Below are 22,313 nucleotides of genomic sequence, written 5' to 3'. Positions count from 1 at the left end.
CTGGTCACCTCGCCTCGTAGGCGGCCATCGCGGCCCGCACCGGGCCGGAGAAGAACGCCGGGCCGATCGCGTCGGAGTGGGCCAGACCCTCGGCGGTCAGGCGGATCCGGCTCGAGGGCGCGGCGTCCGCGTCCAGCCAGCCCCGCTCGTGCAGCCGGGTCAGCTCGGGGGAGAAGTCGGCGGCCGGGTCGCTGCCGAAGCGGGCCCGGTAGTCGCCGGTGTCCAGGCCCTCGGCCTGGAGCAGGGACTGCACCAGGTGCCGGCGCCGGGCCTCGTCCGGCGTCATCGCGAAGCCCACCTCGGCGAAGGCGAAATCCTCGGCGGGGCGGGCGACGTAGTCGTCGACGATGCCGCGGACCTCAGCGGTGGAGACGGCGTAGTCGAAGGAGTAGTGCAGCGCGCGCGTGTACGAGCGGGCACCGCAGCCGAGCCCGACCATGCCGTCGGTCTGGCAGCAGTACTCGGTGCCACCCGCCTGCGGGGACGCGGAGCGGCGGAACATCCGCATGGACACCTGCTCGTATCCGGAGGCCAGCAGGTGGTCCCGGCCCTGCCGGTAGAGCGCCAGCCGCTGGGCGTCCCAGGCCCGGTCGGCGTCGACCGCCGACGACGCGTCGCCCTCGGTCCGGCGGCCGAGGCCCGTCAGCGGGCGGACGTAGAGCGGGTACAGGTACAGCTCCTCGGGCTCGAAGGCGAGGGCGGCGTCCAGCGACTGACGCCAACTGGCGGGCGTCTGCCCGTCGATGCCGTAGATGAGGTCCAGGTTGAGCACCGGGATGCCCGCGGCCCGGACCCGGGCGATCGCCGCCTCCACGTCCGCGTTGTGCTGGGGGCGCACCGCCGCGCGGGCCTCGGCGGCCACGAAGCTCTGCACGCCGAGACTGAGCCGGGTGGCACCACGCTCCGCGAGCACCGCGAGCCGGTCGGCCGTCGCGGTGCTCGGGGAGGCCTCGACGGAGAGAGGGACGGCCCGGAGGTCGGCGCCCAGGCGGTGTTCCATGATGTCGCAGAGACGGGCGAGCTCGTCCGCCGTCAGGAAGGTGGGCGTGCCGCCGCCGAAAGCGGCCTGCGCGAACCGCGGCTCGCCGCCCGTCCCGGCGGCGAGGGCCTCGGCGGTGCGGGCCGCCTGTCGGTCGAGCGCGTCGAGGTACGCGGTGCTGAGGCCGTCCGGCGCGCCGATCCTGGTGAAGAGGTTGCAGAAGCCGCAGCGCACCTCGCAGAAGGGGATGTGCGCGTAGAGCGAGAGGGCGTGCTTCGGCTCCTCGGCCCACAGGGCCGCGAGCCGGGGGCGTGGTGCCAGCGGGCGGTACGCCGTCTTGTGCGGGTAGGCGTAGACGTAGCTCTGGTAGGGGGATTCGCCGGCGGGCAGGCGTGCGGGCAGGCGTGCGGGCAGGCTCGCGGGTGACGCCGGACGGGATGTCGCGGGGAACGGCAGATCGGTGACGGTCACGGTGTCTCCTCGGCGGCGAAGGGGGAGGCAGGCAGCACGGCGTGCGCGTACGGGACGGTCCACACGACCTCGTGGCCGAGCCGGTGACCGTGGTACGCGTCGTCGCCGTAGGCGGTGCCGTGGTCGGAGCAGACGATCGCCAGGCACGGGCGCCGACGCCGCATCGCCGCGAACAGCCGACCGACATGAGCGTCCACGTACTCCAGCGCGGCGGCGTGCGAGGCACGGCTGTCGCCGTGCTCGCGAGTCGCACCGGGGAGGTGGAACCAGTTGGGCTGGTGCAGCGCCGAGACGTTGACGAAGAGGAAGAGCGGCTGGTCGGGCCGCTGGCCGGCGGAGATCCGCTCGGCCAGGTCGACCTGGGACTCGAAGGAGGTGGGTGAGGCGACCCCGAGCTCGGGCGACCAGTGGCTCTCCTGGAACATGCCGGGCAGCACCGAACCCAGCGCTGCCTGCTTGTTGAAGAACCCCACCCCCCCGATGCAGACCGTGCGGTAGCCGGCGGTGGCCAGGCCGGAGACGAGGTCGGGGGTGTCGTAGACGTAGGTGGCCGGGGCCGTCGTCTCGCTGCCCGCGAAGCGAGCGGCGAAGAGGCGTTCACGCGGGCCGTCCGGCTCGGCCGGAGTGGGCAGGAACCCGGCGAAGATGGCCTGGTGGGCCGCGTAGGTGAAGCTACCGGGACTGTGCCGGCGCTCCCAGCGCCCGCCCGGCAGCACGGCGGCGGCGAGCTTCGGCAGCCGGCCCGCCGTGGCCAGCTCCTGGGCCACGTCGAAGCGCAGGGTGTCGAGGGTGACGAGGAGGATGTCGTGGCTGCCGACGATCTCGTTCATGTCGAGATCGGGGGAGCGGGGAACACCACCGCCCCTGGGAGCGCTCGGGTGCGGTTCGTTCAGGGGCATGTCAGGAGCTCTCGGTGCGTGGACGGGCGTGTTGCGGTGGCGGCGACGAAGGCCGCGTAGGTGTCGCGGCCCTCGGCGCCGCTGCCGGGCAAGCCGGTGAGGCCGGGCAGCAGATCGCCGAAGGCGTTGACCTCGCCGACCCGGAAGCGTTGCCAGCCGATGCCGGGCAGCAGATCCACCCCGACGGACGGGCTGCCGGGAAAACAGGCCGCCGCGCGTTCCGCCGTCTCCAGCAGCAACCCCCAGCCGGCGCCGACCGCCGCCCTGAGCCCGGACAGGTCGCCTCGGCGGCCCCCCAGGTGCAGGTTGGTCATCGGGTGGCCGCTGGTGCGCACGACCAGGTGCGTGGCCCGACCCGCCGTCACCACGGCCCGCACGTCGGCCGCGCGCCCACCCTGCGTCGCCTTGGGCACCCAGCGTTCGACGTGCAGGGGTTCGGCGGCGAGCGCGGTGAAGAGCGCCCGGAGCTCCGGCTCGGACCGGTAGCGGCGGACCCGGAGGGAGTTGTGCAGCTGTGAGCTGCCGTCCTGCGCCACCGCCAGCTCCGCGGAGGTGGTGGCGGTGGCCCGGCCTCCGGGGCCGAGCTCCAGGGCGACGACGCCGGAGGCGGAGGAGCCGTGGGCCGGCTTGACGAAGACCCGCGGCAGGCGCTGTTCGTGCATCAGCTCCCGTAGCTCCTCCCAACCGGAGAGGCCGCCCGGGCCCTGGACGAGCACCGGCGGGACCGGGACCCGGGCGGCGCTGAGCCGCTCATGGGTGAGCCGCTTGTCGAACATGACGCCGATCTCGTCCGGATCGGCGAGGAGACGGCAGCCGGGCGTCTCGGCCGCGGCGGTGGCCAGCGTGTGCAGGGCGCGACGGAAGCCCGCGTACCAGGCCGCACTACCCTCGACCCGCGTCGGCGCCCAGCCGGCCCCGAGCGCGTGACCGCGCAGCAGCCGGTCGACGGCGGCGTCCTCGCCGGGCGAGTCCACCCGGATCAGGCACCCGGGCGGCAGCGCCAACGGCCCGCCGGACACGTCCGAGGAGACCTCGGGGCGGGCGGCCGCCTCCACCACCACCTGCCACGGGACGACGACCGGCTCGCCGAGACCCGCCGCGCGCACGGCCTCGGCGAACATCGCGACACGGCGGTTGCCGGGCACGCCGACGACCGCGTAGCGCACGGGGGAGTGGGCGGACACCGTCGTCACTCCGAGACGGCGACGTAGAACCAGGGGTCACCCTCGCCGTACTGCTCAGGGATCTGTGGGTCGCTCGTGTCCAGCACGACGCCCGCCGGCTCCAGCGCGGCGCGCAGCGCGTCGGACGTCTCCTGACTGAGGAAGTGGTGGTGCAGGTCGAGGTGTTCGAGGTGTGTCAGCGACTGACCCTCGAGCAGGGCCCGGGCCCCGGCCTCGGTCAGGACGCCCATGGAGAGGTCGAGTGAGGTGAGCCGGGCGACGACCGGTGCGGTGGCGACGGCGGCCGCGATCGCGTCCTGCACCTCGCTGTCCGCGAGGCCGAGGTGCCGCAGGGCGGGCAGGCGCCGGCCTTCCAGCAGCGGGGCGAGGAGGGAGACGTCGTTCGTGCCGCCGTAGTCCTCGACGCCGAGCCAGAGCGTCAGGCTCTCCAGCGCCGGCAGCTCGGCCTCGGCGACGGCCCGGACCACCTCGGCCGGGAGGCCGCCGGATTCGAAGCGGAGCGTGCGCAGCGCGGCGTGGCGCAACGGCCCGCAGCCCTGGTGGCCGCCGCGTGCGCCGAACTCCTCCAACAGCGGGAAGGCGTCGAGCAGCGGGACCGGGTCGCACTGGTGCAGGTAGGCGATGTCGCTCTCCTCGCGGACCAGGTCGCCGAGGAAGACGGCTCGCAGCGCGGGGAACGACCCCGCGCGGTCGACGAGCAGGTCCCGAAGGTCCTCGATGCCCTCGTACGCGGACCGGTCCCAGCAGCCCAGCACCAGCGCGCGGACCCGGTGCACGTCGACACGGGCCAGGAAGTCCTGCCAGACGGCGTCGTAGCCGTCGAACCCGCCGGGCCGGGGATTGTACCAGTCGCCGGGGTCGACGGCCAGGCGCCAGGCGACGGCGTCGGGTGCGGGGAGCGGCTCGCCCTTCGTCATCAGGGCGGCGTAGTCGACGACGGGCAGGCCGTGGAAGGTGGTGAGGTGGTTCTCGACGCTCATGATGCGGCTCCTCCCTGCGTCACTCGGAGACGGCGACGTAGCGGTGCTGCTCGCCGCCCCACTCACTCGGCGTGCTCCGGTCGCTCAGGTCGAGCTCGACGCCGGCCGGTTCGAGGGTGTCGCGCAGCCGCTGCATCATCGCGTCGGACAGGAAGTGGTGGTGCAGGTCGAGCCGGTCGAGGTGGGTGAGCGACTGACCGCCGAGGAGGGACTCGGCACCCGCGTCGGTCAGGACGCCCATGGAGAGACTGAGCGAGGTCAGCGACGGGACGACCGGCGCGGTGGCGACCGCGGCCGCGATCTCGTCCTGGAGCTCGCTGTCCTGCAGGCCGAGATGACGCAGCGCCGGGAAGGCCCCGCCGTCGAGCAGTGGGGCCAGGTCGGCGACGGTCGTGTCGCCGCCGTACTCCTCCACGCCCAACCAGAGCTCCAGGCTCTCGAGCGCGGGCAGCTTGCTCCCGGTGATGCCCCGCACCACCTCACGGGCCAGGCCGCCGGACTCCAGGCGCAGACTGCGCAGGGCCCCGTGGTCGACGGGCGTGAAGACGCGGTGGCCACCGCGCGCGCCCAGCTCCGCCAACTGCGGATACGCGGTCAGCAGCGGGGCCAGGTCGACCTGCTGGATCCAGGAGATCTCGTTCTCCTCGGACTCCACGTCGGCGAGGAAGAAGGCGCGCAGCGCCGGGAAGCGGTCACGCGCGTCGACGACCCGCTGCAGGACCGGGCCCAGGGTGTCCTCGAACATCTCCTCCTCCCAGGCCCCGACCACGAGAGCCCGCACGTCCTCGGTGCGCACGGCGCCGAGGAACCGCTGCCAGATCTGCTCGAACTGCTCGGACTCGTCGTCCCAGTCGTACCGCAGCCGCCAGGCGACACCGCCGGGCTCCGGGAGCGTCTCGGCGGCGCTGGCGGAAGGGAAGTCGAAGACCGGGAGGCCGTGGAACTCGGTCAGATGGCGTGCGGACATCGGTGGCACTCCAGTGCGGGGACGGGACAGCCGGACGGGGACAGCGGCCTCTTCCTATCAGGTACGACTGACAACACCGGACCCGGGGCAGCGGGACAGGTTCCCGCCGTTCGGTGGTGCTGACCGCCCGATTCCGGTGCTTCGCTGGACCCTGAACCGTCCGCCCGCCGAGGGCTGACAGACGAACGGGGGACAACCATGCCAGGAGGGGTGACAGGCGGGGCCGTGAAGGCCGTCGCCGCTGCCGCCATCGCCGGGGCCGCGCTCCTCGGCCCGGCGGCCCATGCCCGCGCGGACTCGCTCGACCCGGGCCGTACCTACTCCGCCGTCGCGGCCGGACCGCTGATCCAGGCTCCCTCCGTGCAGCCCGCGAACGGCAACACCGATGTCGCTGCCGGGGTCGGCGACCAGTACCAGTGGGACACCGCGAGCCCGAGCGGGGGCGCCGTCAAGGTCGCCGTCTGACCGACGCGCCCGGAGCCTGCGGTCGCGCTGCGGACCCGGTGTGCTGCGCGGCGCCGAGTGCGTCCATCGCCGCGTGCCAGGCCTCGGTCACGGCCATGTGAGCCTGGGCCGTGGCCTGGGCGACCGAGCCCGTGAGCCGGACGGGCGGACCGAGGGTGACCTGGATCCTGGGCCGGCGCACGGGTGCGGTGACCACCCCGGCGATCTGCTTGAGGGTGCTTCCCGAGGTGATGCGCCGTGAGCCGGCCTGGCCCAGCGGTACCACGGGCGCGCCGGTGGCGAGCGCCAGCCGGGCCAGTCCGGTGCGGAACTCCTGCGGTGCGTCGTCGCGGGAGTCCGGCCGGCGGGGCAGGCGCCCTTCGGGGTAGATCACCACGACCCGGCCCCGTCGCAGCTCCCGTTCGGCCGCCTCCAGCGCCGCCGCGGCCTGCGCGGTGCCGCGCTGCACGGGGATGTGCCCCTCGGCCCGAAGCTTCCTGCCCAGCACCGGGATCCGCCAGAGCCCGGCCGTCGCCAGCACCACCGGCCTCGGCTCACCCAGCCGTCGGAGCGCGGCCAGCACCACGCCCGGGTCGATCAGCGAGCTGTGGTTGGCCGCCACGATGCAGGGCCCCTGGGGCAACCGCCCGGGAGCGACACGGAACCGCCCCAGCACGGGCACGACCCGACGGGCGACGTCACTGAGCATGCGGCGATTGTCGCGTGCGGTCAGAACGTTGCGCCTGAGTCGCCGTACTCAACCCGATGCCCTGGCGGCCGCGCAGGCCTCCGCTGCAGCGCTACACGGCGTGGTCCGGCTCGGGCGACGTGTGCGTGGAGCCGGGGTCCGCTCCGGCCGCGGCGGTGATCGCCGAGGGTGTCCGAGCCGACATCCACAGCAGTGCGACCACTCCGCCGAGAACGATCAACAGGCCGTGCGCGTCGAGCAGCCAGGCGAGGGGGAGACGGTCGCCCAGCAGGCCGGCGGCGAGCATCCCGGCGGCCTGTCCTGTCGAGTTGACCGCCCCGGACATCGCGAACACGCGGCCGCGCTCGCCGTCCACGGTCGACAGCTGGAGCGCGGACGTCAGTCCGGACATCACACCGAGCCCGGGCAGGCCGACCGTGACGAAGAGCGCGATGTAGACCGGCTCCCAGGTGTGAGGTGCGGGAGGTTCCAGGCCGTCAACGAGAGTGCTCCCAGCGCCAGGCACGCCGCGCCGGTCAGCCTGCCGGGCCGGACGCTGCCGGCTCTCGCGAGTGCCAGGCCGCCGGCGAGGGCGCCGATCGCCTGGACGCCGCGTAGCAGGCCGTTCTCTGCTGCGCTGCCGTGCAGCGTGCGCGCGACGAAGACGACGAACAGCACGACGAACAGGCCCTGCGCGACGGCCGTCAGCGCGAGGACGGCGAGGCTCGCGCGGATCGGTCGGCGCGAGAAGGGGCTGCCGGCTGCCGAGCCCGCCGTCCGGGCTTCCCGTGAGCCGGACGGCGGGGGCGCTGCGCCCGCTCGCGCGCGGGCGATGAGCACGGCGGAGAGGAGGAAGCTCGCGGTGTCGCCCAGGGTGACGATCCAGACTCCGCCGCCGACCAGTGCGATGCCGCCCAGGGCCGCGCCGACGAGGCGGCCGAGGTTCTGGTTGAGCCCGATCAAGACGTTGGCGGAGACCAACTGCCACGGCGGGACCAGAGTCGGGAGCAGCGCGTTCTTGGTCGCGTCGAAGACGGAGGCCAGGACTGCCTGCACGGCGATCACGGCGTAGAGGATCGGCAGACGCGACCCGCCGAGCAGCGGGAGCAGGAACGCCGCCTGGAGCAGCGAGACGGCGACCAGCAGGATCCGCCGGTCCCCGCGGTCGGCGAGGCGGCCGGCGATCGGTGTCACCAGAAGCACGGGGAGCAACTCGACAAGGAAGGCGAAGGCGGTCCCCAGCGTGGAGCCCGTCGCCTGGTACACCAGGACCGGCAGTGCCACCAGCAGCATCCAGTCGCCGGTGTCCGAGATCAGGCCGGCCGTCCAGACGAGGCGGAAGTCGCGGTTGGTGCGCAGCGTGTTCACGAGCCGTCCTTCCTGGGGTAGGCCTGGAGAGCCACTCCGGCGAGGGCCGAACCCTTGGGGCGCTCCTCGCGGGTCGCGGCGAGGTACGGGCGCAAGAGCGCGTCGATCTGCTCGGTGAGTCCTGCGAGTTCGTCGGGCGTCACCCGCAGCGTGTAGCTGCCGTAGGACGAAGCACGCTGCCAATCCGGGCCCAGCGACCGGAAGTCGGCCAGGGCCTCGCGGACCTCCTGCTGGCTCTGCTGCACCGTCATGGCCGTCAGTGCGAGCGCGTTGCGTCCGGCCGGACTCTCCGGGTCGGCGCACAGGTCGATCGTGAACCCGGTCACCAGGGCCCGCCAGGGCCGCTCGCGGCCGTCGGCCGAGGTGTCGGGGCGGACCCAGCCGAACTTGGCCAGGATCCTGAGGTGGTAGCTGCTGTTCGACGGCGTGTCACCGACCGCGCGCGCCGCCTGGGAGGCGGTGGTGGGGCCTTCGGCCATCAGGTGGGTGAGCAGCCTGGTGCGCATCGGATGGGTCAGCGCCGCCAGCGCGTCGGGGTCGTCGAGGAAGACCCGGGCCTCTTCGGGCATGGTGCGACCTCTCCGGTCCGTTCGAACTCTGAAAGCCTCTTTCGGAGTCAACCACGCCCGAAGAGGATGCGAAAGGCACTTTCAGGAATCAGGCCTGGCCGGTCCGGGCCCGTGAGCGCAGACGGGCGGCCGTCGGTTCGTCGGCGGGGAGGAAGGCTTCGAGGTGCAGCTCCGCCAAGGTGACGTCCGTGGCGGTGGCGAAGCTCGTGAGGGTGGTGATGAGGCGCAACTCGCCTGCCTCGGTGCGGAGCCGGAGCGGGACGGCGAAGCCGAGATAGTCGGGGCCGGGGGGTTCGCTGCGAGGCAGGTAGCTCTCCAACTCCGCCAGCAACCGCTCCTGCTCGGGATCGGGGCTGGCGCGGAGGCGGCTGCGCATGGACTCGGTGACGTGGCGCCCCCACTCGGGCAGGTTGAGCACCCGCTGCGCCATGCCCCGCGGGTGCAGGGCGAGTCGGCGCAGGTTCACCGGCGGGCGCAGCAGCTCCGGCGCGCAGTCCTCCGTGAAGAGGCTGAACGCCGCGTTGGCCTCGACCAGGACCCCGTGGCGGGTCACGACCACCGCCGGGTAAGGCAGATGGCCGTCGAGGATGCCGCGCAGCGCCGTCCGGACCGGTTCCAGTCGCGGGGCGTCCAGGCCGCCGGAGTCCTCGAAGGCGGGCGCAAAACCGGCCGACAGCAGCAGGGCGTTGCGTTCGCGCAGGGTCAGGCCAAGTGTCTCCGCCAGCCGGATCACCATCTCGCGGCCAGGACGGGAGCGGCCCTGCTCCAGGTAGCTGAGGTGGCGCTGGGTGGTGTCGGCGGCGATCGCCAGGTCCAGCTGGCTCCGGTGCCGCAGCGTCCGCCAGCGGCGCAGCTCGGTCGCGAACCCGGTCGGTTCCGCCGTGATCGTCATGGAGCCATCCTCACCGTCGTGGCGCGGTCCCGCGATACCTTCCAGGGAATCGCAGGACCGCAGGCCGCTGCCCAGACTCGTCGGCATGACCTACGAACCGTACGAACCCACCGACGTCGAACTGAGGCAGCTGCTCGACCGCTACCTGGCCCAGTGGAACGAGCCCGACCCCGATCGACGCGCCGGCCTGATCCGGCAGGTCTGGTCGCCCGACGCGGTCCAGGTGCTGGTCAACCCGCCTGAGGAGATCCGGGAGGGCGCCGCCCGCTACGGCATCGCCGCGCCGCCGCTCGTGGTGCGCGGCCACGACGCCTTCGACGCCCGGGTCCGGCACGCCTACGAGAGGTTCGTCGCCCCCGGCTGGTACGTCTTCGAGCTGGACGGTGAGCCGCTGCGGCAGGCGGGCGCGGCGGCCTCCTTCACCTGGGTGATGCGCGACCGGGCCGACGGGAGCGTGGCCGGTTCCGGCTTCGACGTGCTCACCTTCGCCGCCGACGCGCGGATCCGCACCGACCACCAGTTCGTCGCGTGAGCGCCACCGCGTCGACGGACGCCCTCGCCCACCGGTACGCCCTCGAACCCCTGCGGGGGCTGGGCGGCCTTCGGGTCGAGCCGCAGGAGCGACCCGAGCCCGGCCCCGGGCAGGTCCTGGTCCGGGTGCGGGCCGCATCCCTGAACCGGCGTGACCTGATGCTGCTGGACGGCACGTACCCGATCCCCGCCACGCCGGGCGTCGTCCCGCTGTCGGACGGCGTGGGAGACGTCGTCGCCGTGGGCCCCGGGGTGACCTTGGCGGCCGTCGGGGACCGGGTCACCGGTACCTACTTCCGGCGCTGGGTGGCCGGCCCGCAGCGGCTCGCCGACGTGCGCGAGCAGTACGGGGCCAACCACGACGGCTGGCTGGCCCGGTACGTGCTGCTGGCGGAGGAGTCGGTGGTCCACGTGCCGGAGCACCTCACCGACGCCGAGGCGGCCTCCCTGACCTGTGCCGGGGTGGCCGCGTGGGCGGCGGTCACCAAGCCGACGCCGCCGGGGCCGGGGGAGACGCTGCTGACGGTCGGCAGCGGCACGGTCGCGCTGTTCGCCGTCCAGTTCGCGCGGGCGCACGGCGCGCGCGTCGTCTCGGTGACCTCCTCGCCCGAGAGGGCGAAGCGGCTGCGGGGACTCGGCGCCGACGCGGTCGTCGACCGGTCCGAGACGCCCGACTGGGCTTCCGCGGTCAGGGAGTTGACCGGCGGCAACGGGGTGGAGCACGTCGTCGACGCGGTCGGCCTGCCGACCCTGCCGAAGTCCGTCGCCGCCGCGGCCTACAACGCGCGCATCACCCTGGTCGGGGCCTTTCCGGCCACTGAGCCCCCGGTGGACCCCTTCGCGGGGAACTACGTGTCGATCCGGCGCATCGCGGTCGGCAGCCGCACCGACTTCGAGGCGATGAACCGCACCCTGGCCGCGCACCGGCTGCGGCCGGTCGTCGACCAGGAGTTCCCGTTCGAGGCGGCACCGGAGGCCTACCGGTACTTCCGCGACGGCACGCCGTTCGGCAAGGTCGTCGTCACCTGTGACGGGTCGCCGGCTCAGCGGTCGACGTGAACGAGCTCGGCCGTTCCGGCCGCGTCGCCGTACAGCGGCACCAGCCGAGCGGGGTGGCGCCCGTCGAGGACGAGCCGGTACATCTCCGGCGTGAGCAGCCAGGTCCCGGCCTTGGGCAGGATGCCGTAGCCGGCGGCCTTGGCCTTGGTGTGGTTCGGCGCGGTGCAGAGCAGGTGCCAGGCGTGGAGGTTCTGGAGGTTCTGGGTGGCGTCGAGGCAGACCACGATGGTGCCCGTGTAGGACTCGGTGACGCCGCCGACGTTGACGGGAAACTTCTGTCCGGCCTTGAGGTCGTTGTGCTGGGGCAGGTAGCTCCAGCCCCAGGAGAACGACGCCCCCGGCGGCACGGATCCGTGGGCCCGGGTGTCGGCGTGCGCAGCCCCGGCGGCGGTGAGTGCGAGGCCGACGGCCGCCGTGGCGGCTGTGGCGAAGCGCGCGATGCGCATATGTGAGTCCCCCTCAATTGTGTGTCCGCTGTGATCGTAGTCGGACGGATCATGCCGACTGCCCCCGTCTTTCGGCGGTTTGGACATCCTCCGCCGGGGTGGAGACATGCCGCGGACGGGCCGTTCCGGGGCGAACGCCGGCCGGTGCAGCAGCGTGGTGTCGTGCACCGGCCGGCGTGACGGAAGGGAGGAGTCAGAGGCGCCGGCCGATGTAGGTGTTGACCAGACGGGCGATCGCGTACTGGCCGAAGTAGGTCGGGTGGCCCATCTCCTGGTTGAGGCCGAGGTGGATGGGAACCACCCAGGGGTCGCGAGCGCAGGCCTCATGGCCGTTGAGGGCCCTGCTGACGTCGACGTAGTTCACGCCGGCCTCGGCGGCGGCCGCGCGGATCACGCCGTTGAGCTGGACGGCCAGTGCGTTCAGTCCGGCGCGCTTGTCGTCGGTGAGCCAGTGGCAGCCCGGATCGACCTGCTGCTGCGCGGCGGGGAACAGGCGCGGGTAGCCGACCACGAGGATGGTGGCCGTCGGGTCGGCCGCGCGCACCGCCGCGTAGTCGGCGGCCAGGACCGGCTGTTCGGCCTTGATCTTGTCCGCGGCCTTGGTCAGGGTGCCGTTGGTGTCACAGTCCCCGTGGCCGTACACGTAGATCAGGAAGCAGTCCGTCAGCACCTTGGAGAATCCGACGTCGTTCCCGCCCATGCTCAAGGTGACCAGATCCGGCGCCGGCCGCAGGGCCTGCAGCTCCTTCAGCTGGTTCGGTTGCCCGTGCACCTTGCCCTCCAACGCCGCCGAGGTGGCTCCCGAGCAGGCGATGAGCTGCTGCGCGGTCAGCGTCCTGGGGCTGAGCTTGAGGAGCAGTCGCGCCCAGGCGTCCGCCGACCGGTGGCAGCCCTCGGGCGTGGTGCGGTCGTAGTTTCCGGCTCCCTCGCCCGAGGAGTAGGAGTCGCCGAGTGCCGCCAGGCGGAGCTTCCCGGTGACGCCCCGCAGCCGGAAGGTGTAGGAGGCGCTGCCCGAGCCACACGGCCCGGACACGACGCTGCCGGTCATCGTGAGGTGGTAGACCCCGCGGCTGCCGTAGGCGTGGTCGGCCAGGAACTCGCGGCCGTTGGGGCCTCCCGGCTTGGTGAAGTCCTGCCCCTTGCCGCCGTCCCCCCAGTCCATGTGGATCTTGAACGTGCACGCCGACGTGTCGCCGAAGTTGTAGATGTCCATGGTGATCTGCGGATTGTGGCTGCTGCAGTCCGTGAGGACCGAGTACGCCAACTCACAGTGCGCCGCCGTGACCGTACTGCCGGCCCGGGCGCTCACCGGCCCGTTGACGGACGGCCTCCCGGCCGCCGCGGCGCTCACGCCTGCGGCGCCCGCCATCGTGCAGGCCAGTGCCATCAGCACCACGACCCAGGCCCGCCACAGCTTCTCGTGCATGATTCCCCCCTGCCGGCCTGTCCCGCCCACCCCGACGGGGTGGGCTTCGAGGCCGTCCCAGGATTGCCCGAGGGGGGCGGCGCCGTGCGGCTTTTGATCAACTACTGCCGATCTCCTACCTCTGGTGGGCGCTGGGATACCGTGAGTCGATCATCGAGACTCTGTACCTGCACGGGAGCACGACAATGGCGACCGAATTGACGCCGGAACTGGCTGACGCGATTCAGCGCGGCTACGAGCAGCGCGACCGGGCGAACATGGCACCGACGATCGCCTATTTCGAGGCCCTGCTCGCGGAACATCCCGACCACCCCGTCCTCGTGTACGAAGTGGCCGGCGCCTACGACACCGCAGGCGAGGAGGAGACCGCTCGCGGCCACTACGAACGGGCGCTCGTCCTCGGGCTCGAGGGTGACGTGCTGCGCCGCTGCCTGTGCCAGTACGCCAGTACGCTGCGGTGGCTGGGCAAGTTGGACGAGTCGTTGGCGGTGCTCGACCGCGCCCGCGCGCAGTTCCCGGACTCCGACTCCGTGCGCGTCTTCCGTGCCCTGACGCTCAACGACGCCCAGCGGGCGGACGAGGCGGTGGCCGAGCTGCTCACCGTCGTCACCACGCACCCCGAGGTCACCGACCTCGGCCGGTGGGCCGTCGGGCTGCGTGGCCTCGCCCAGTGGCTCGCCGACGGCCGCCCCGAGTAGGGATCAGTGCGGTGGGTGCGGTGAGGTCGATGCCCAGGACCCTTCCGATCTGGTCGAGTCGGCGGGCGACGGCTCCCAGGCGGTCCTGTCCGCCGAGGTGTCGCAGCGGCGGATCGCCGCACTCGGTGCCTCCCCGCGCCGTGCCCTGGACCGGTGAACCAGGTGCCGGAGCCCAGGTCAGACCGCGTTGAGGCCTTCGGTGGCGAAGATCGCCCGCGCCGCGGCGACCTGCTCGGGCGTGGGGGAGGGGGTGTCGGCGAGCTCGAAGCGCTCGCCGAGGGCCTCGTACTTGGACGCGCCGAGCTTGTGGAACGGCAGCACGTCCACGCGGGAGACGTTGCCCAGCGAGGCGGCGAAGGCGGCCACGCCGGCGACGTTCTCCTCGGCGTCGGTGAGGCCCGGGACCAGGACGAAGCGGACCCAGACGTCCTGGCCGAGATCGGCCAGGCGGCGGGCGAAGTCCAGGGTCGGCTGGAGCGGGCGGCCGGTGAGGCGGCGGTAGAGGTCGCGGTCCCAGGACTTGATGTCCAGCAGTACCAGGTCGGTGTCGGCCAGCAGCGCGTCCGTCGCGCGGGGGCCGAGGAAGCCGGAGGTGTCCAGTGCGGTGTGCAGGCCGAGTTCGTGCTTGAAACGGTGCAGCAGCTCGCCCGTGAAGACGGGCTGCAGCAGCGGCTCGCCGCCGCTGACCGTGGCGCCGCCACCGGAGGCGCGGATGAAGGTGGTGTACTTCGTGGCCTCGGCGACGACGTCGTCCGCCGAGGTGCGGGTGCCGTTGCGCATCTTCTTGGTGTCCGGGTTGTGGCAGTACAGGCAGTTGAGCGGACAGCCGGACAGGAAGGTGACGAACCGGGTGCCCGGTCCGTCCACGCCGGTGGAGAGGTCCCAGGAGTGGACCGAGCCGGACACCGGACGCTGGGTCACGGTGGCCGCCAGGGTCTGCGGCACAGGAGTGCGCGGGACGCGGGACACGGCGTGGACGGACATGCGGGCCTCCAGTGGTGCGGGATCTACAGCGTGCCGTGGAACGTGCGGTTCAGCACGTCGAGCTGCTGTTCCCTGGTCAGGCGGACGAAGTTGACCGCGTAGCCGCTGACGCGGATGGTCAACTGCGGGTAGTTCTCCGGGTGTTCCATGGCGTCGAGCAGCGTGTCGCGGTTGAGCACATTGACGTTCATGTGGAACCCGTTGCTCGCCGTGTAACCGTCCAGCACGCCGGCCAGGTTGGTGACGCGCTCCTCGCGGGTGCGGCCCAGGCCGTCCGGAGTGACGGTGTTGGTGAGCGAGATGCCGTCCTCGGCCTCGTCGTACGGGAGCTTGGCGACCGACAGCGCGGAGGCGATGTAGCCGTGCGTGTCACGGCCGTTCATGGGGTTGGCGCCTGGGGAGAAGGGCTCGCCCGCGCGGCGGCCGTCCGGGGTGTTGCCGGTCTTCTTGCCGTACACGACGTTCGACGTGATCGTCAGCACCGACTGCGTGTGCTCGGCGTCGCGGTACGTCGGGTGCTTGCGCACCTTCTTCATGAACTCCTCGACCAGCCAGACCGCGAGCTCGTCCGCCCGGTCGTCGTTGTTGCCGTAGGCCGGGTACTCCCCGTCCACGACGTAGTCGGTGACCAGGCCCGTCCCGTCGCGCACGACGCTGACACTCGCGTGCTTGATGGCGGAGAGCGAGTCCACGGCCACCGACAGCCCGGCGATGCCGCAGGCCATGGTGCGGCGCACGTCGCGGTCGTGCAGCGCCATCTCGATGCGCTCGTAGGCGTAGCGGTCGTGCATGTAGTGGATGACGTTGAGCGCGTGCACGTACACGTCCGCCAGCCACTCCATCTGCTGGTCGAAGCGGCGCATCACGTCGTCGAAGTCGAGCACCTCGCCGCTGACCGCGCCCGTGGCCGGGCCGACCTGCGCGCCGGACTTCTCGTCGCGGCCGCCGTTGATCGCGTAGAGCAGCGTCTTGGCGAGGTTCACCCGAGCGCCGAAGAACTGCATCTGCTTGCCGACCGGCATCGCCGAGACGCAGCAGGCGATCGCGGTGTCGTCGCCGAAGCGCGGGCGCATCAGCTCGTCCGACTCGTACTGCACCGAGGAGGTGTCGATCGAGACCTTGGCGCAGAACTCCTTGAAGCCCTGCGGCAGCGACGGCGACCAGAAGACCGTCATGTTCGGCTCGGGAGCCGGGCCCAGGTTGTAGAGGGTCTGCAGGTAGCGGAACGAGGTGCGGGTGACGAGCGGGCGGCCGTCCTCGCCCATGCCGGCGATCGACTCGGTCACCCAGGTCGGGTCGCCGGAGAAGAGCTCGTCGTACTCGGGCGTACGCAGGAAGCGGACGATGCGCAGCTTGATGATGAAGTCGTCGACCAGCTCCTGCGCCGCGGACTCGGTCAGCCGTCCGGCTGCGATGTCCCGCTCCAGGTAGACGTCGACGAAGGTCGAGGTGCGGCCGAGCGACATCGCCGCGCCGTTCTGCTCCTTGACCGCGGCCAGGTAGGCGAAGTACAGCCACTGGATCGCCTCGCGGCCGTCGCGGGCCGGGGCGGAGATGTCGTGGCCGTACGTGGCGGCCATGGCCTTCAGCTCGCCCAGCGCGCGGATCTGCTCGGACAGCTCCTCGCGCAGCCGGATCGTCTCCTCGATGGAGCGGCCCTCGGCGGGCATCGCGTTGAGTTCGTCCTTCTCCTCCCGCTTGACCGCGATCAGGCGGTCCACGCCGTAGAGGGCGACGCGGCGGTAGTCGCCGATGATCCGGCCGCGCCCGTAGGCGTCCGGCAGGCCGGTGACGATGCCGGCCTTGCGGGCGGCGCGGATCTCCGGGGTGTAGGCGTCGAAGACGCCCGCGTTGTGGGTCTTGCGGTACTCGGTGAAGACCTTCTCCAGCTCCGGGTCGACCGGGTAGCCGTACGTCTCCAGTGCGCCCGCGACCATCCGCCAGCCGCCGTACGGCATGATGGCGCGCTTGAGCGGGGCGTCGGTCTGCAGGCCGACGATCAGGTCCTGCTCCTTGTCGATCCAGCCCGGACCGTGCGCGGTGATCGTCGCGGGTGTGTGCGCGTCGATGTCGAGCACGCCCTTGCGGCGCTCCTCGGGGAACAGGTCGGTGATCTTCTTCCAGACCGCGGAGGTGCGCGGCGTCGGACCGGCCAGGAACGTGTCGTCGCCCAGATACGGGGTGTAGTTGGCCTGGATGAAGTCGCGGACGTCGACGGCGTCGCGCCACAGCCCGCCGCGGAAGCCCTCCCAGGCCTCTCCCGTCTGCGTGGAGTCGCTGAACTGGACGGTCATTGCTCGCTCCCCTGACAAAGGTGGGTGCACTGCTGCAGAACTTCTCTGTCCTCAGCCTGCTCCCGGGCGGGCCGCCGTGATCGCGGCGATCGTCCCCACTTCGTGGGACGAAGGTCCTCTCGACACGGACAGAGGGCACACGGGGCGCGTTCGTTCCGCGTCGTGCCGACGATGCTCCGAACGGGTGAACCAGGGCGCCCCGCGACGGGCCCCGTCGAGCGCGTCCTGCCCGGATACCGCCGTATCGCCGCCCGCCGGGCCGGGCAACATGTCACCGGGGGCCGGTGACGCCACGTGCCGCGTCGGCGCGAGGGCCGGGCCACGGTTGCGACGAAGGGGAGACTGTGGTGACGCTCGCGGTGACAGGGCACAGGGATCTGACCGACCGGACCGCCGAGCTCGTCCGGGCGGAGCTGCGCAAGCTGCTGACCGCCCGTGCGGCCGAAGGCCCGCTGGTGGGTCTGAGCTGCCTGGCGGCGGGCGCCGACACGATCTTCGCCGAGGAACTGGTCGACGCGGGCGGCGACCTCGTGGTCGTGCTGCCGGCCCGCGACTACCGGGCCAGCCGGGGCGACTCGGCCCATGCCCCGAGCTTCGACCGCCTGGTCAGCGCGGCGGTCGAGGTCCACGAGCTGCAGTACTCCGAGGTCTCGCACGAGGCCTACCAGGCGGCCAACGAGGTGCTGCTGAGCCGCGCCGACGTGGTCGTGGCCGTCTGGGACGGAAGACCGCCGGCCGGGCCCGGCGGGACGGGGGAGCTGGTGCGGCTGAGCCGGGAGGCGGGCGTCGAGGTGGTCCGCGTCTGGCCGGACGGCGCGGAGCGAACCGGTGGGTGAGCACCTGCGGGCGACCGAGGGTAGCGGCCGTTCGGGCGACGCGCCGTCAGAAGCGGAATCCCGACCACGCGAACGGCGGATCTGGGAGGCTGGCCCGCGGCACCGAACCCTCACCTGAACGTACCAAGGAACTCCTTTGCGCCGTCGCCCCGTCCTGGCCCGCCCCGTTCTGGCCCGCCCCGTGCTGGCTGTGGCCTCCGTCCTGCTCGCCGCAGCCGTCGCGGGTTGCTCCCACACCCCCGGATCGTCGTCGAGCTCCGGCGACCGCGCCTCCGGCGGTGCCACCGCCGCGGGCACGGCGCGGGCCGGGGACGCCGCCGCGGCGCTCGCGGAGGGTCCCGGCCCGCAGTCCCACTACAGCGTCGCGGCCCAGCCCGCGCCCGGCAGTTGCCACTACCGCAGTGACAACGGCCAGCCGCTGCCGGACCCCACGTGCACCCCCGGCGCGCTCTCGCCCGCGGTGACCCAGGCCGACCTCGGCCAGACCATCTGCCGCAAGGGCGGCTACACCGGCGGGATCCGGCCGCCGGCTTCCGTCACGGACTCGGAGAAGCGCAAGAACGCCGCCTCCTACGGCTACACCGGCCAGCTCCACGACGCCGAGTACGACCACCTCGTCAGCCTGGAGCTGGGCGGCGACCCGAACGACCCGCGCAACCTCTGGGTCGAGCCGCCGTCCCCGGGCCACGCCCCGGGCGCCGGCCCCAACAACCCCAAGGACGCCGTCGAGACCCGCCTGCACACGGCCGTCTGCGGCGGTCAGGTGACGCTGGCCCAGGCCCAGCAGGCGATCGCCTCCGACTGGAGCACGGCGGAGAGCCGTCTCGGCCTGAAGTGATCCAGCCGTGCGCACCCGGGGCTGAGGTGACCGACCGTCAGGGGAGTGGGTGGAGCAGGATCCACACATGGCCGAAGGGGTCGCGCAGCATCGACTGCCGCAGCCCGTACGGCTTGTCCTCCGCCGCTGCCATCACCTCGGCACCGGCGGAGGCCGCCCGTGCGGTGACGGCGTCCACGTCGTGCACGTACACGTGCAGCACCACCGACGCCGCGCCGCCCGGCGGCCCGAACGGCGCCTCGTCGGGGTCGCTGAGCATCAACACCGAGCCCTCGACGGCGACCTCGGCATGGGCGACGGTGCCGTCGAGCCGGTTGAGCCGGAACAACTCGGTGGCGCCGAACGCCTGCTCGTAGAACTCGACGGCCTTCGCCGCGCCGTCCACCATGATGTGCGGGATGACTGCCTGCCGGTGGTGCTGCGGAATCTCCATACCCCGCACGTTAGGCGGCGGCCCCACCTCGACGTACCGGCCGTCGGACCGATCCGTCCTCGGTCTCCCGGCCGAGGACGGAGGTCAGAGCGCTCCGGCCAGGACCTTGCCCTCGGTGGACAGGACGCCGTTCCGGTAGTCGAAGCGGGGGGTGCGGGAGAAGACCAGCCAGGCGTACTTGAGGTTCTCGGCGAACCAGTAGCCCGGGGTCAGGTCGTCCAGGCGGACGGAGGTCGGGGTGACCTCGTCGGCGACGGTGTAGCCACCCGGGACGCGCAGGTGGGTGCGGAGGCGGTCGAACCAGCGCCACATCGCCTGCTTGTAGCGCGCGTCGCCGGTCAGGCGCCAGAGGTCGAAGGCCGAGTTGGCGTACTCGGGCCGGAGTTGGCTGCCCTGGTCGACGACGGAGAGGTCGGTGTAGTCGATGGTCTCCGGCAGGACCGGGTAGCGGTCCAGGACCGCCGTCCAGGAGTCGAAGTACGCCGCGCCGCGCGGGACGTCGCCGCCCTTGCCGAGCAGGCCGGCGTAGAAGGCGGCCAGTTCGGACTGGTGGGTGGGGCCGGTTCGGGCGCCGGTGGACGCGTCGACGGTGTGGTACCAGGGGTGGCCGTCCCGACGGTCGCTCTGGTGGGCGAGTACCGCGCGCGTCAACGTGTGGTACCAGTGGGTCAGTTCGCCGTCGCCGAGGAGGCGGCCGCCGCCCCACAGGTACTCGTAGAAGGAGTCGACCGGCGGGTTGGGCGCGGTGGAGTGGTCGTCGACCCAACGGCCCTTCTCTGCGTCGATGGTGGTGCCGAGCAGGTCGAGCGAGCTGCGCCGGGAGAGCACCGCGCGGTAGGCCCGCATGGCGGCGTCGTAGTAGCGGGGGTCGCCGAGCAGGGCGGAGAGCGCGCCGAACTCCATGATGTTGGTGCCCGCTTCGGCGAGGGCGACCTCGTGGCCCCGGACCTGACCGGTGCGCAGGTTGACGTGGGTGTAGGGGATCCCGGTGGGGGAGGAGGTGAAGGCCGGCAGCAGCCGGTCGGCGAACTCCTGGGCGCGGCCGAGCAGACTGTCGCTGCGCGTCGTCAGGTAGCCGGCCACCAGCCCGCCGACCAGGCGGATGATCGCCTCGAAGACGTGGATGTCCACGTCCTGGGTCGGGTCCAGGTTGTCCTCGACCCAGCTGCGTGCGCTCGCCAACTCCCGGTCGCAGCCCATCAGGTAGAGCGTGTCCAGGGCCTCGACCATGGACAGGCCGAAGCTGTGGCCGTCGGCGAAGAAGTCGTTGTGCCCGCCGCTGAGCGGGCGCAGCTCGTCGTAGCCCCAGGCGTGGGCCGTGTAGCCGTACCAACTGTGCAGGTACTCCGCGCGGATCGCGGCCGCGGCCTGCGCGTCGCCGGGCATCGGCGGTCGGTCGGGGGTGTCGGCCGACGCGAAGGCGCTGCGGGAGGGCGCTGCCTGCGCTGCGGCCTGTGCGCCGGGGACGGCCGCCGCCGTCGCCGTCAGCAGCGCCGAGCCTGCGGCGTAGCCGAGCAGCAGACGGCGGGAGGGGTGGGGCAGCTGTGGCGACGTGGGGTGACCGAGCATGCACGCAAAGGTAGGACCGCTGCTCCTGTGCCCATCCGCAGGATCATCGTGTCGTCGGCAAAAGCCCACGGACGGGTGACATTAATGGCGGGTGCATGCCAGAATCGTCGAGCCCTGGACGGCGCTGGTCGCAACCCGCCGCCCAGGGCGTGAACCTCTCGATCCGCTGCGGGACGCTACTGCTGGCGCGCGTGCAGCGCGGCCGTGTGCTGCCGGATCTGCTCCTTGGTCAGGTACGAGTCGGTGTACTCGAAGTCGCGCAGTCGTGCCGGGCGCCGGGCCTGGAAGCCGGTGCGCACGTAGTCGTCGCCCGCGGTCGCGTTCAGCATCCAGTTGGTCAGCACACGGACCTTGGCCACGTTGGTGCGCAGCGCCATCAGGTGGTACCCGCGCGCCACGCCCTGGGCGGCGAGACCGTGCAGTTCGATGCCGAGCGGCTTGGAGACCGCGTCCGCGCCGCCCAGGTCCACCACCAGACCGAGGTCCTTGTGGAAGTACGGCTTCAGCTCCTGGCCGCGCAGCGCCGCGATCACGTTGTCGGCGCAGGCCTTGCCCTGCCGCTGCGCGTGCTGGGCGGTGGGCGGGCAGACCGCGCCGTCGCCGCTGGCCAGGTCCGGCACCGCGGCCGCGTCGCCGAGGGCGAAGACACCCTCGCACTGCGGCACCCGCATCTCGGCCGTCACCGCGAGCCTGCCGCGCACGGTCTCCGCGTCCAGCGTGGCGACCAGCGGGCTGGCCGCGACGCCCGCGGTCCAGATCAGCGTGCGGGCCGGGATCATCCGGCCGTCGGTCAGCTTGACCGTGTCGTCGTTGACCTCGGCGACGGAGACCCCGAGCGCGATGTCGATGCCGCGCCTGCGCAGCAGGTCCATCGCGGTCGTGCCGAGCTTGTCGCCGAGCTCGGGCATCAGCTTCGGGGCGATGTCGACCAGGTGCCACTTGATCAGGTTCGGGTTGAGGCGCGGGTACCGGCGCACCGCGGCCGCGGTCACCCGCTGCAGGCAGGCCGCCGTCTCGGTGCCGGCGTAGCCGCCGCCGACCACGACGAAGCCCAGGCGCGAGATCCGCTCCTGCTGGGTGGTGGCCGCGTCGGCAAGGTCCAGCTGGGAGAGCACGTGGTCGCGCACGTAGGCGGCCTCGGCCAGCGTCTTCATCCCGCGCCCGTGGTCGCTGAGGCCCGGGATGTCGAACGTCCGGGTGACGCTGCCCGGCGCGAGCACCAGGTAGTCGTACGGCTCGGCCACCAGCTCGTCGGTGATCTTGCGGGCGATCACCATCTTGGCCTTCGGGTCGATACCGATCGCCCCGCCGGGGACGATGCGGGTCCGCCGCAGCATCCGGCGCAGGGAGACCGCGACGGACTGTGGGGTCAGCACGCCGGCCGCGACCTGCGGCAGCAGCGGGAGGTACAGCTCGTAGCTGAACGGCGCGATCATCACGATCTCCGCCTCGCTCGGCGCGAGGTGGCGTTCCAGTCGCCGCGCGCACTCGACGCCGGCGAAGCCGCCGCCGACCACCAGGATCCGGGGTCGTTCCATCGTGCCCATCCCTCACGGTCGTGGTCACTCGGTCGTGGTCACTGTCAGGCGTGGTCGCAGCGCCCCTCCGGTGACCTTGGGCCAGCGCAGGTCACTGCTCCTCGCCACACTCGCACGCCCGCGCGACCCACGCCACCGCGCACGACCGTCCGGGAACGCCGTGTCGCGGCGGCAGGGCGGGTCCGCAGGCCCCCAGGCCCGGAGGTCCGCGTCCGGCGGT

General features: G+C 72.5%; 23 protein-coding genes. 6 read left to right on the top strand and 17 right to left on the bottom strand.

What is annotated here, in order from left to right; genetic code table 11:
- Positions 1-4: 4 nt before the first annotated feature.
- Genes BMY61_RS05800 through BMY61_RS05780 form a run of 5 tightly spaced genes read right to left on the bottom strand, consistent with a single transcriptional unit; the run spans position 5 to position 5,480 of the window.
- Positions 5-1,393 (bottom strand): STM4012 family radical SAM protein, encoded by a 1,389-nt coding sequence (locus tag BMY61_RS05800; protein ID WP_082014813.1) that lies wholly within the window; start codon positions 1,391-1,393, stop codon positions 5-7.
- Positions 1,394-1,446: 53 nt separating this feature from the next.
- The gene (locus BMY61_RS05795) at positions 1,447-2,280 is read right to left on the bottom strand and encodes an STM4013/SEN3800 family hydrolase (protein ID WP_042443821.1); all 834 of its coding nucleotides are present in this window, start codon (positions 2,278-2,280) and stop codon (positions 1,447-1,449) included.
- A gap of 59 nt (positions 2,281-2,339) precedes the next feature.
- A complete protein-coding gene (locus BMY61_RS05790; RefSeq protein ID WP_439646581.1) occupies positions 2,340-3,533 on the bottom strand; it encodes an STM4014 family protein in 1,194 nt (397 codons plus the stop codon).
- A gap of 5 nt (positions 3,534-3,538) precedes the next feature.
- Entirely contained in the window at positions 3,539-4,513 is a 975-nt protein-coding gene (locus BMY61_RS05785) for an STM4015 family protein (protein WP_042443814.1), read from the bottom strand.
- Positions 4,514-4,532: 19 nt separating this feature from the next.
- Positions 4,533-5,480, bottom strand: a complete 948-nt coding sequence (locus tag BMY61_RS05780; protein WP_042443812.1) for an STM4015 family protein — start codon at positions 5,478-5,480, stop codon at positions 4,533-4,535.
- A gap of 210 nt (positions 5,481-5,690) precedes the next feature.
- On the opposite strand from BMY61_RS05780, the gene BMY61_RS05775 reads away from it, so the two are divergent.
- Positions 5,691-5,945, top strand: a complete 255-nt coding sequence (locus tag BMY61_RS05775; protein ID WP_143094179.1) for a hypothetical protein — start codon at positions 5,691-5,693, stop codon at positions 5,943-5,945.
- Here BMY61_RS05775 and BMY61_RS05770 read toward each other — a convergent pair.
- The 5 genes from BMY61_RS05770 to BMY61_RS05750 form a co-directional block, all read right to left on the bottom strand.
- Positions 5,929-6,633, bottom strand: coding sequence for a lysophospholipid acyltransferase family protein (locus BMY61_RS05770; protein WP_042443808.1), 705 nt, complete (start codon positions 6,631-6,633; stop codon positions 5,929-5,931). The genes BMY61_RS05775 and BMY61_RS05770 overlap by 17 nt on opposite strands.
- A 91-nt stretch (positions 6,634-6,724) precedes the next feature.
- Complete coding sequence (locus tag BMY61_RS05765; protein ID WP_052438414.1) at positions 6,725-7,024, bottom strand: hypothetical protein; 300 nt, start codon at positions 7,022-7,024, stop codon at positions 6,725-6,727.
- Entirely contained in the window at positions 7,024-7,980 is a 957-nt protein-coding gene (locus BMY61_RS05760; protein WP_052438413.1) for an MFS transporter, read from the bottom strand. Before BMY61_RS05760 ends, BMY61_RS05765 begins: the two co-directional genes overlap by 1 nt.
- Positions 7,977-8,549, bottom strand: a complete 573-nt coding sequence (locus tag BMY61_RS05755) for a winged helix-turn-helix domain-containing protein (RefSeq protein WP_042443806.1) — start codon at positions 8,547-8,549, stop codon at positions 7,977-7,979. The genes BMY61_RS05760 and BMY61_RS05755 overlap by 4 nt, the downstream gene beginning before the upstream one ends.
- 88 nt (positions 8,550-8,637) lie before the next feature.
- Positions 8,638-9,441, bottom strand: coding sequence for a helix-turn-helix domain-containing protein (locus BMY61_RS05750; protein WP_042443804.1), 804 nt, complete (start codon positions 9,439-9,441; stop codon positions 8,638-8,640).
- Between the two features lie 85 nt (positions 9,442-9,526).
- Between BMY61_RS05750 and BMY61_RS05745 the strand changes: the two genes are divergently transcribed.
- Both BMY61_RS05745 and BMY61_RS05740 read left to right on the top strand, forming a co-directional pair.
- Positions 9,527-9,973, top strand: coding sequence for a hypothetical protein (locus BMY61_RS05745; RefSeq protein ID WP_042443802.1), 447 nt, complete (start codon positions 9,527-9,529; stop codon positions 9,971-9,973).
- Positions 9,970-11,031: a zinc-dependent alcohol dehydrogenase family protein gene (locus BMY61_RS05740; RefSeq protein ID WP_082014795.1), complete on the top strand. Its 1,062-nt coding sequence runs from the start codon at positions 9,970-9,972 to the stop codon at positions 11,029-11,031. Before BMY61_RS05745 ends, BMY61_RS05740 begins: the two co-directional genes overlap by 4 nt.
- Here the strand turns inward: BMY61_RS05740 and BMY61_RS05735 are convergent.
- Both BMY61_RS05735 and BMY61_RS43970 read right to left on the bottom strand, forming a co-directional pair.
- A complete protein-coding gene (locus BMY61_RS05735) occupies positions 11,016-11,477 on the bottom strand; it encodes a hypothetical protein (RefSeq protein ID WP_042443800.1) in 462 nt (153 codons plus the stop codon). The two genes, BMY61_RS05740 and BMY61_RS05735, sit on opposite strands and share 16 nt — an antisense overlap.
- A gap of 193 nt (positions 11,478-11,670) precedes the next feature.
- A complete protein-coding gene (locus BMY61_RS43970) occupies positions 11,671-12,903 on the bottom strand; it encodes an SGNH/GDSL hydrolase family protein (protein WP_052438412.1) in 1,233 nt (410 codons plus the stop codon).
- A gap of 185 nt (positions 12,904-13,088) precedes the next feature.
- On the opposite strand from BMY61_RS43970, the gene BMY61_RS05725 reads away from it, so the two are divergent.
- Positions 13,089-13,601, top strand: a complete 513-nt coding sequence (locus BMY61_RS05725; protein WP_042443798.1) for a tetratricopeptide repeat protein — start codon at positions 13,089-13,091, stop codon at positions 13,599-13,601.
- 177 nt (positions 13,602-13,778) lie between these two features.
- Here the strand turns inward: BMY61_RS05725 and pflA are convergent, their stop codons facing one another.
- The gene (gene pflA / locus BMY61_RS05720) at positions 13,779-14,585 is read right to left on the bottom strand and encodes a pyruvate formate-lyase-activating protein (RefSeq protein ID WP_082014794.1); all 807 of its coding nucleotides are present in this window, start codon (positions 14,583-14,585) and stop codon (positions 13,779-13,781) included.
- Between the two features lie 23 nt (positions 14,586-14,608).
- Positions 14,609-16,879 (bottom strand): formate C-acetyltransferase, encoded by a 2,271-nt coding sequence (pflB, locus tag BMY61_RS05715; RefSeq protein WP_042443796.1) that lies wholly within the window; start codon positions 16,877-16,879, stop codon positions 14,609-14,611.
- Positions 16,880-17,238: 359 nt separating this feature from the next.
- Here pflB and BMY61_RS05710 point away from each other — a divergent pair, with 359 nt between their 5' ends.
- Entirely contained in the window at positions 17,239-17,715 is a 477-nt protein-coding gene (locus BMY61_RS05710) for a hypothetical protein (RefSeq protein WP_425314667.1), read from the top strand.
- Between the two features lie 136 nt (positions 17,716-17,851).
- Positions 17,852-18,553 carry a hypothetical protein gene (locus tag BMY61_RS05705; protein WP_425314666.1) on the top strand — a complete coding sequence of 234 codons (702 nt, stop codon included), beginning with the start codon at positions 17,852-17,854 and terminating at the stop codon, positions 18,551-18,553.
- A gap of 37 nt (positions 18,554-18,590) precedes the next feature.
- On the opposite strand, the gene BMY61_RS05700 is transcribed toward BMY61_RS05705, so the two are convergent.
- The 3 genes from BMY61_RS05700 to BMY61_RS05690 form a co-directional block, all read right to left on the bottom strand.
- Entirely contained in the window at positions 18,591-18,986 is a 396-nt protein-coding gene (locus tag BMY61_RS05700) for a VOC family protein (protein ID WP_042443792.1), read from the bottom strand.
- Between the two features lie 84 nt (positions 18,987-19,070).
- On the bottom strand, positions 19,071-20,555 hold the full coding sequence (locus BMY61_RS05695) for a glycoside hydrolase family 47 protein (RefSeq protein WP_082014793.1): 1,485 nt from the start codon (positions 20,553-20,555) through the stop codon (positions 19,071-19,073).
- Positions 20,556-20,731: 176 nt separating this feature from the next.
- Positions 20,732-22,093, bottom strand: a complete 1,362-nt coding sequence (locus BMY61_RS05690) for an NAD(P)/FAD-dependent oxidoreductase (protein ID WP_042443979.1) — start codon at positions 22,091-22,093, stop codon at positions 20,732-20,734.
- Positions 22,094-22,313: the final 220 nt, after the last annotated feature.

The sequence above is a fragment of the Streptacidiphilus jiangxiensis genome (genome assembly GCF_900109465.1).
Taxonomy (GTDB): domain Bacteria; phylum Actinomycetota; class Actinomycetes; order Streptomycetales; family Streptomycetaceae; genus Streptacidiphilus; species Streptacidiphilus jiangxiensis.
The sequence above is the reverse complement of the archived record's forward strand: the minus strand, read 5'-3'. Positions and strand labels throughout refer to the sequence as shown.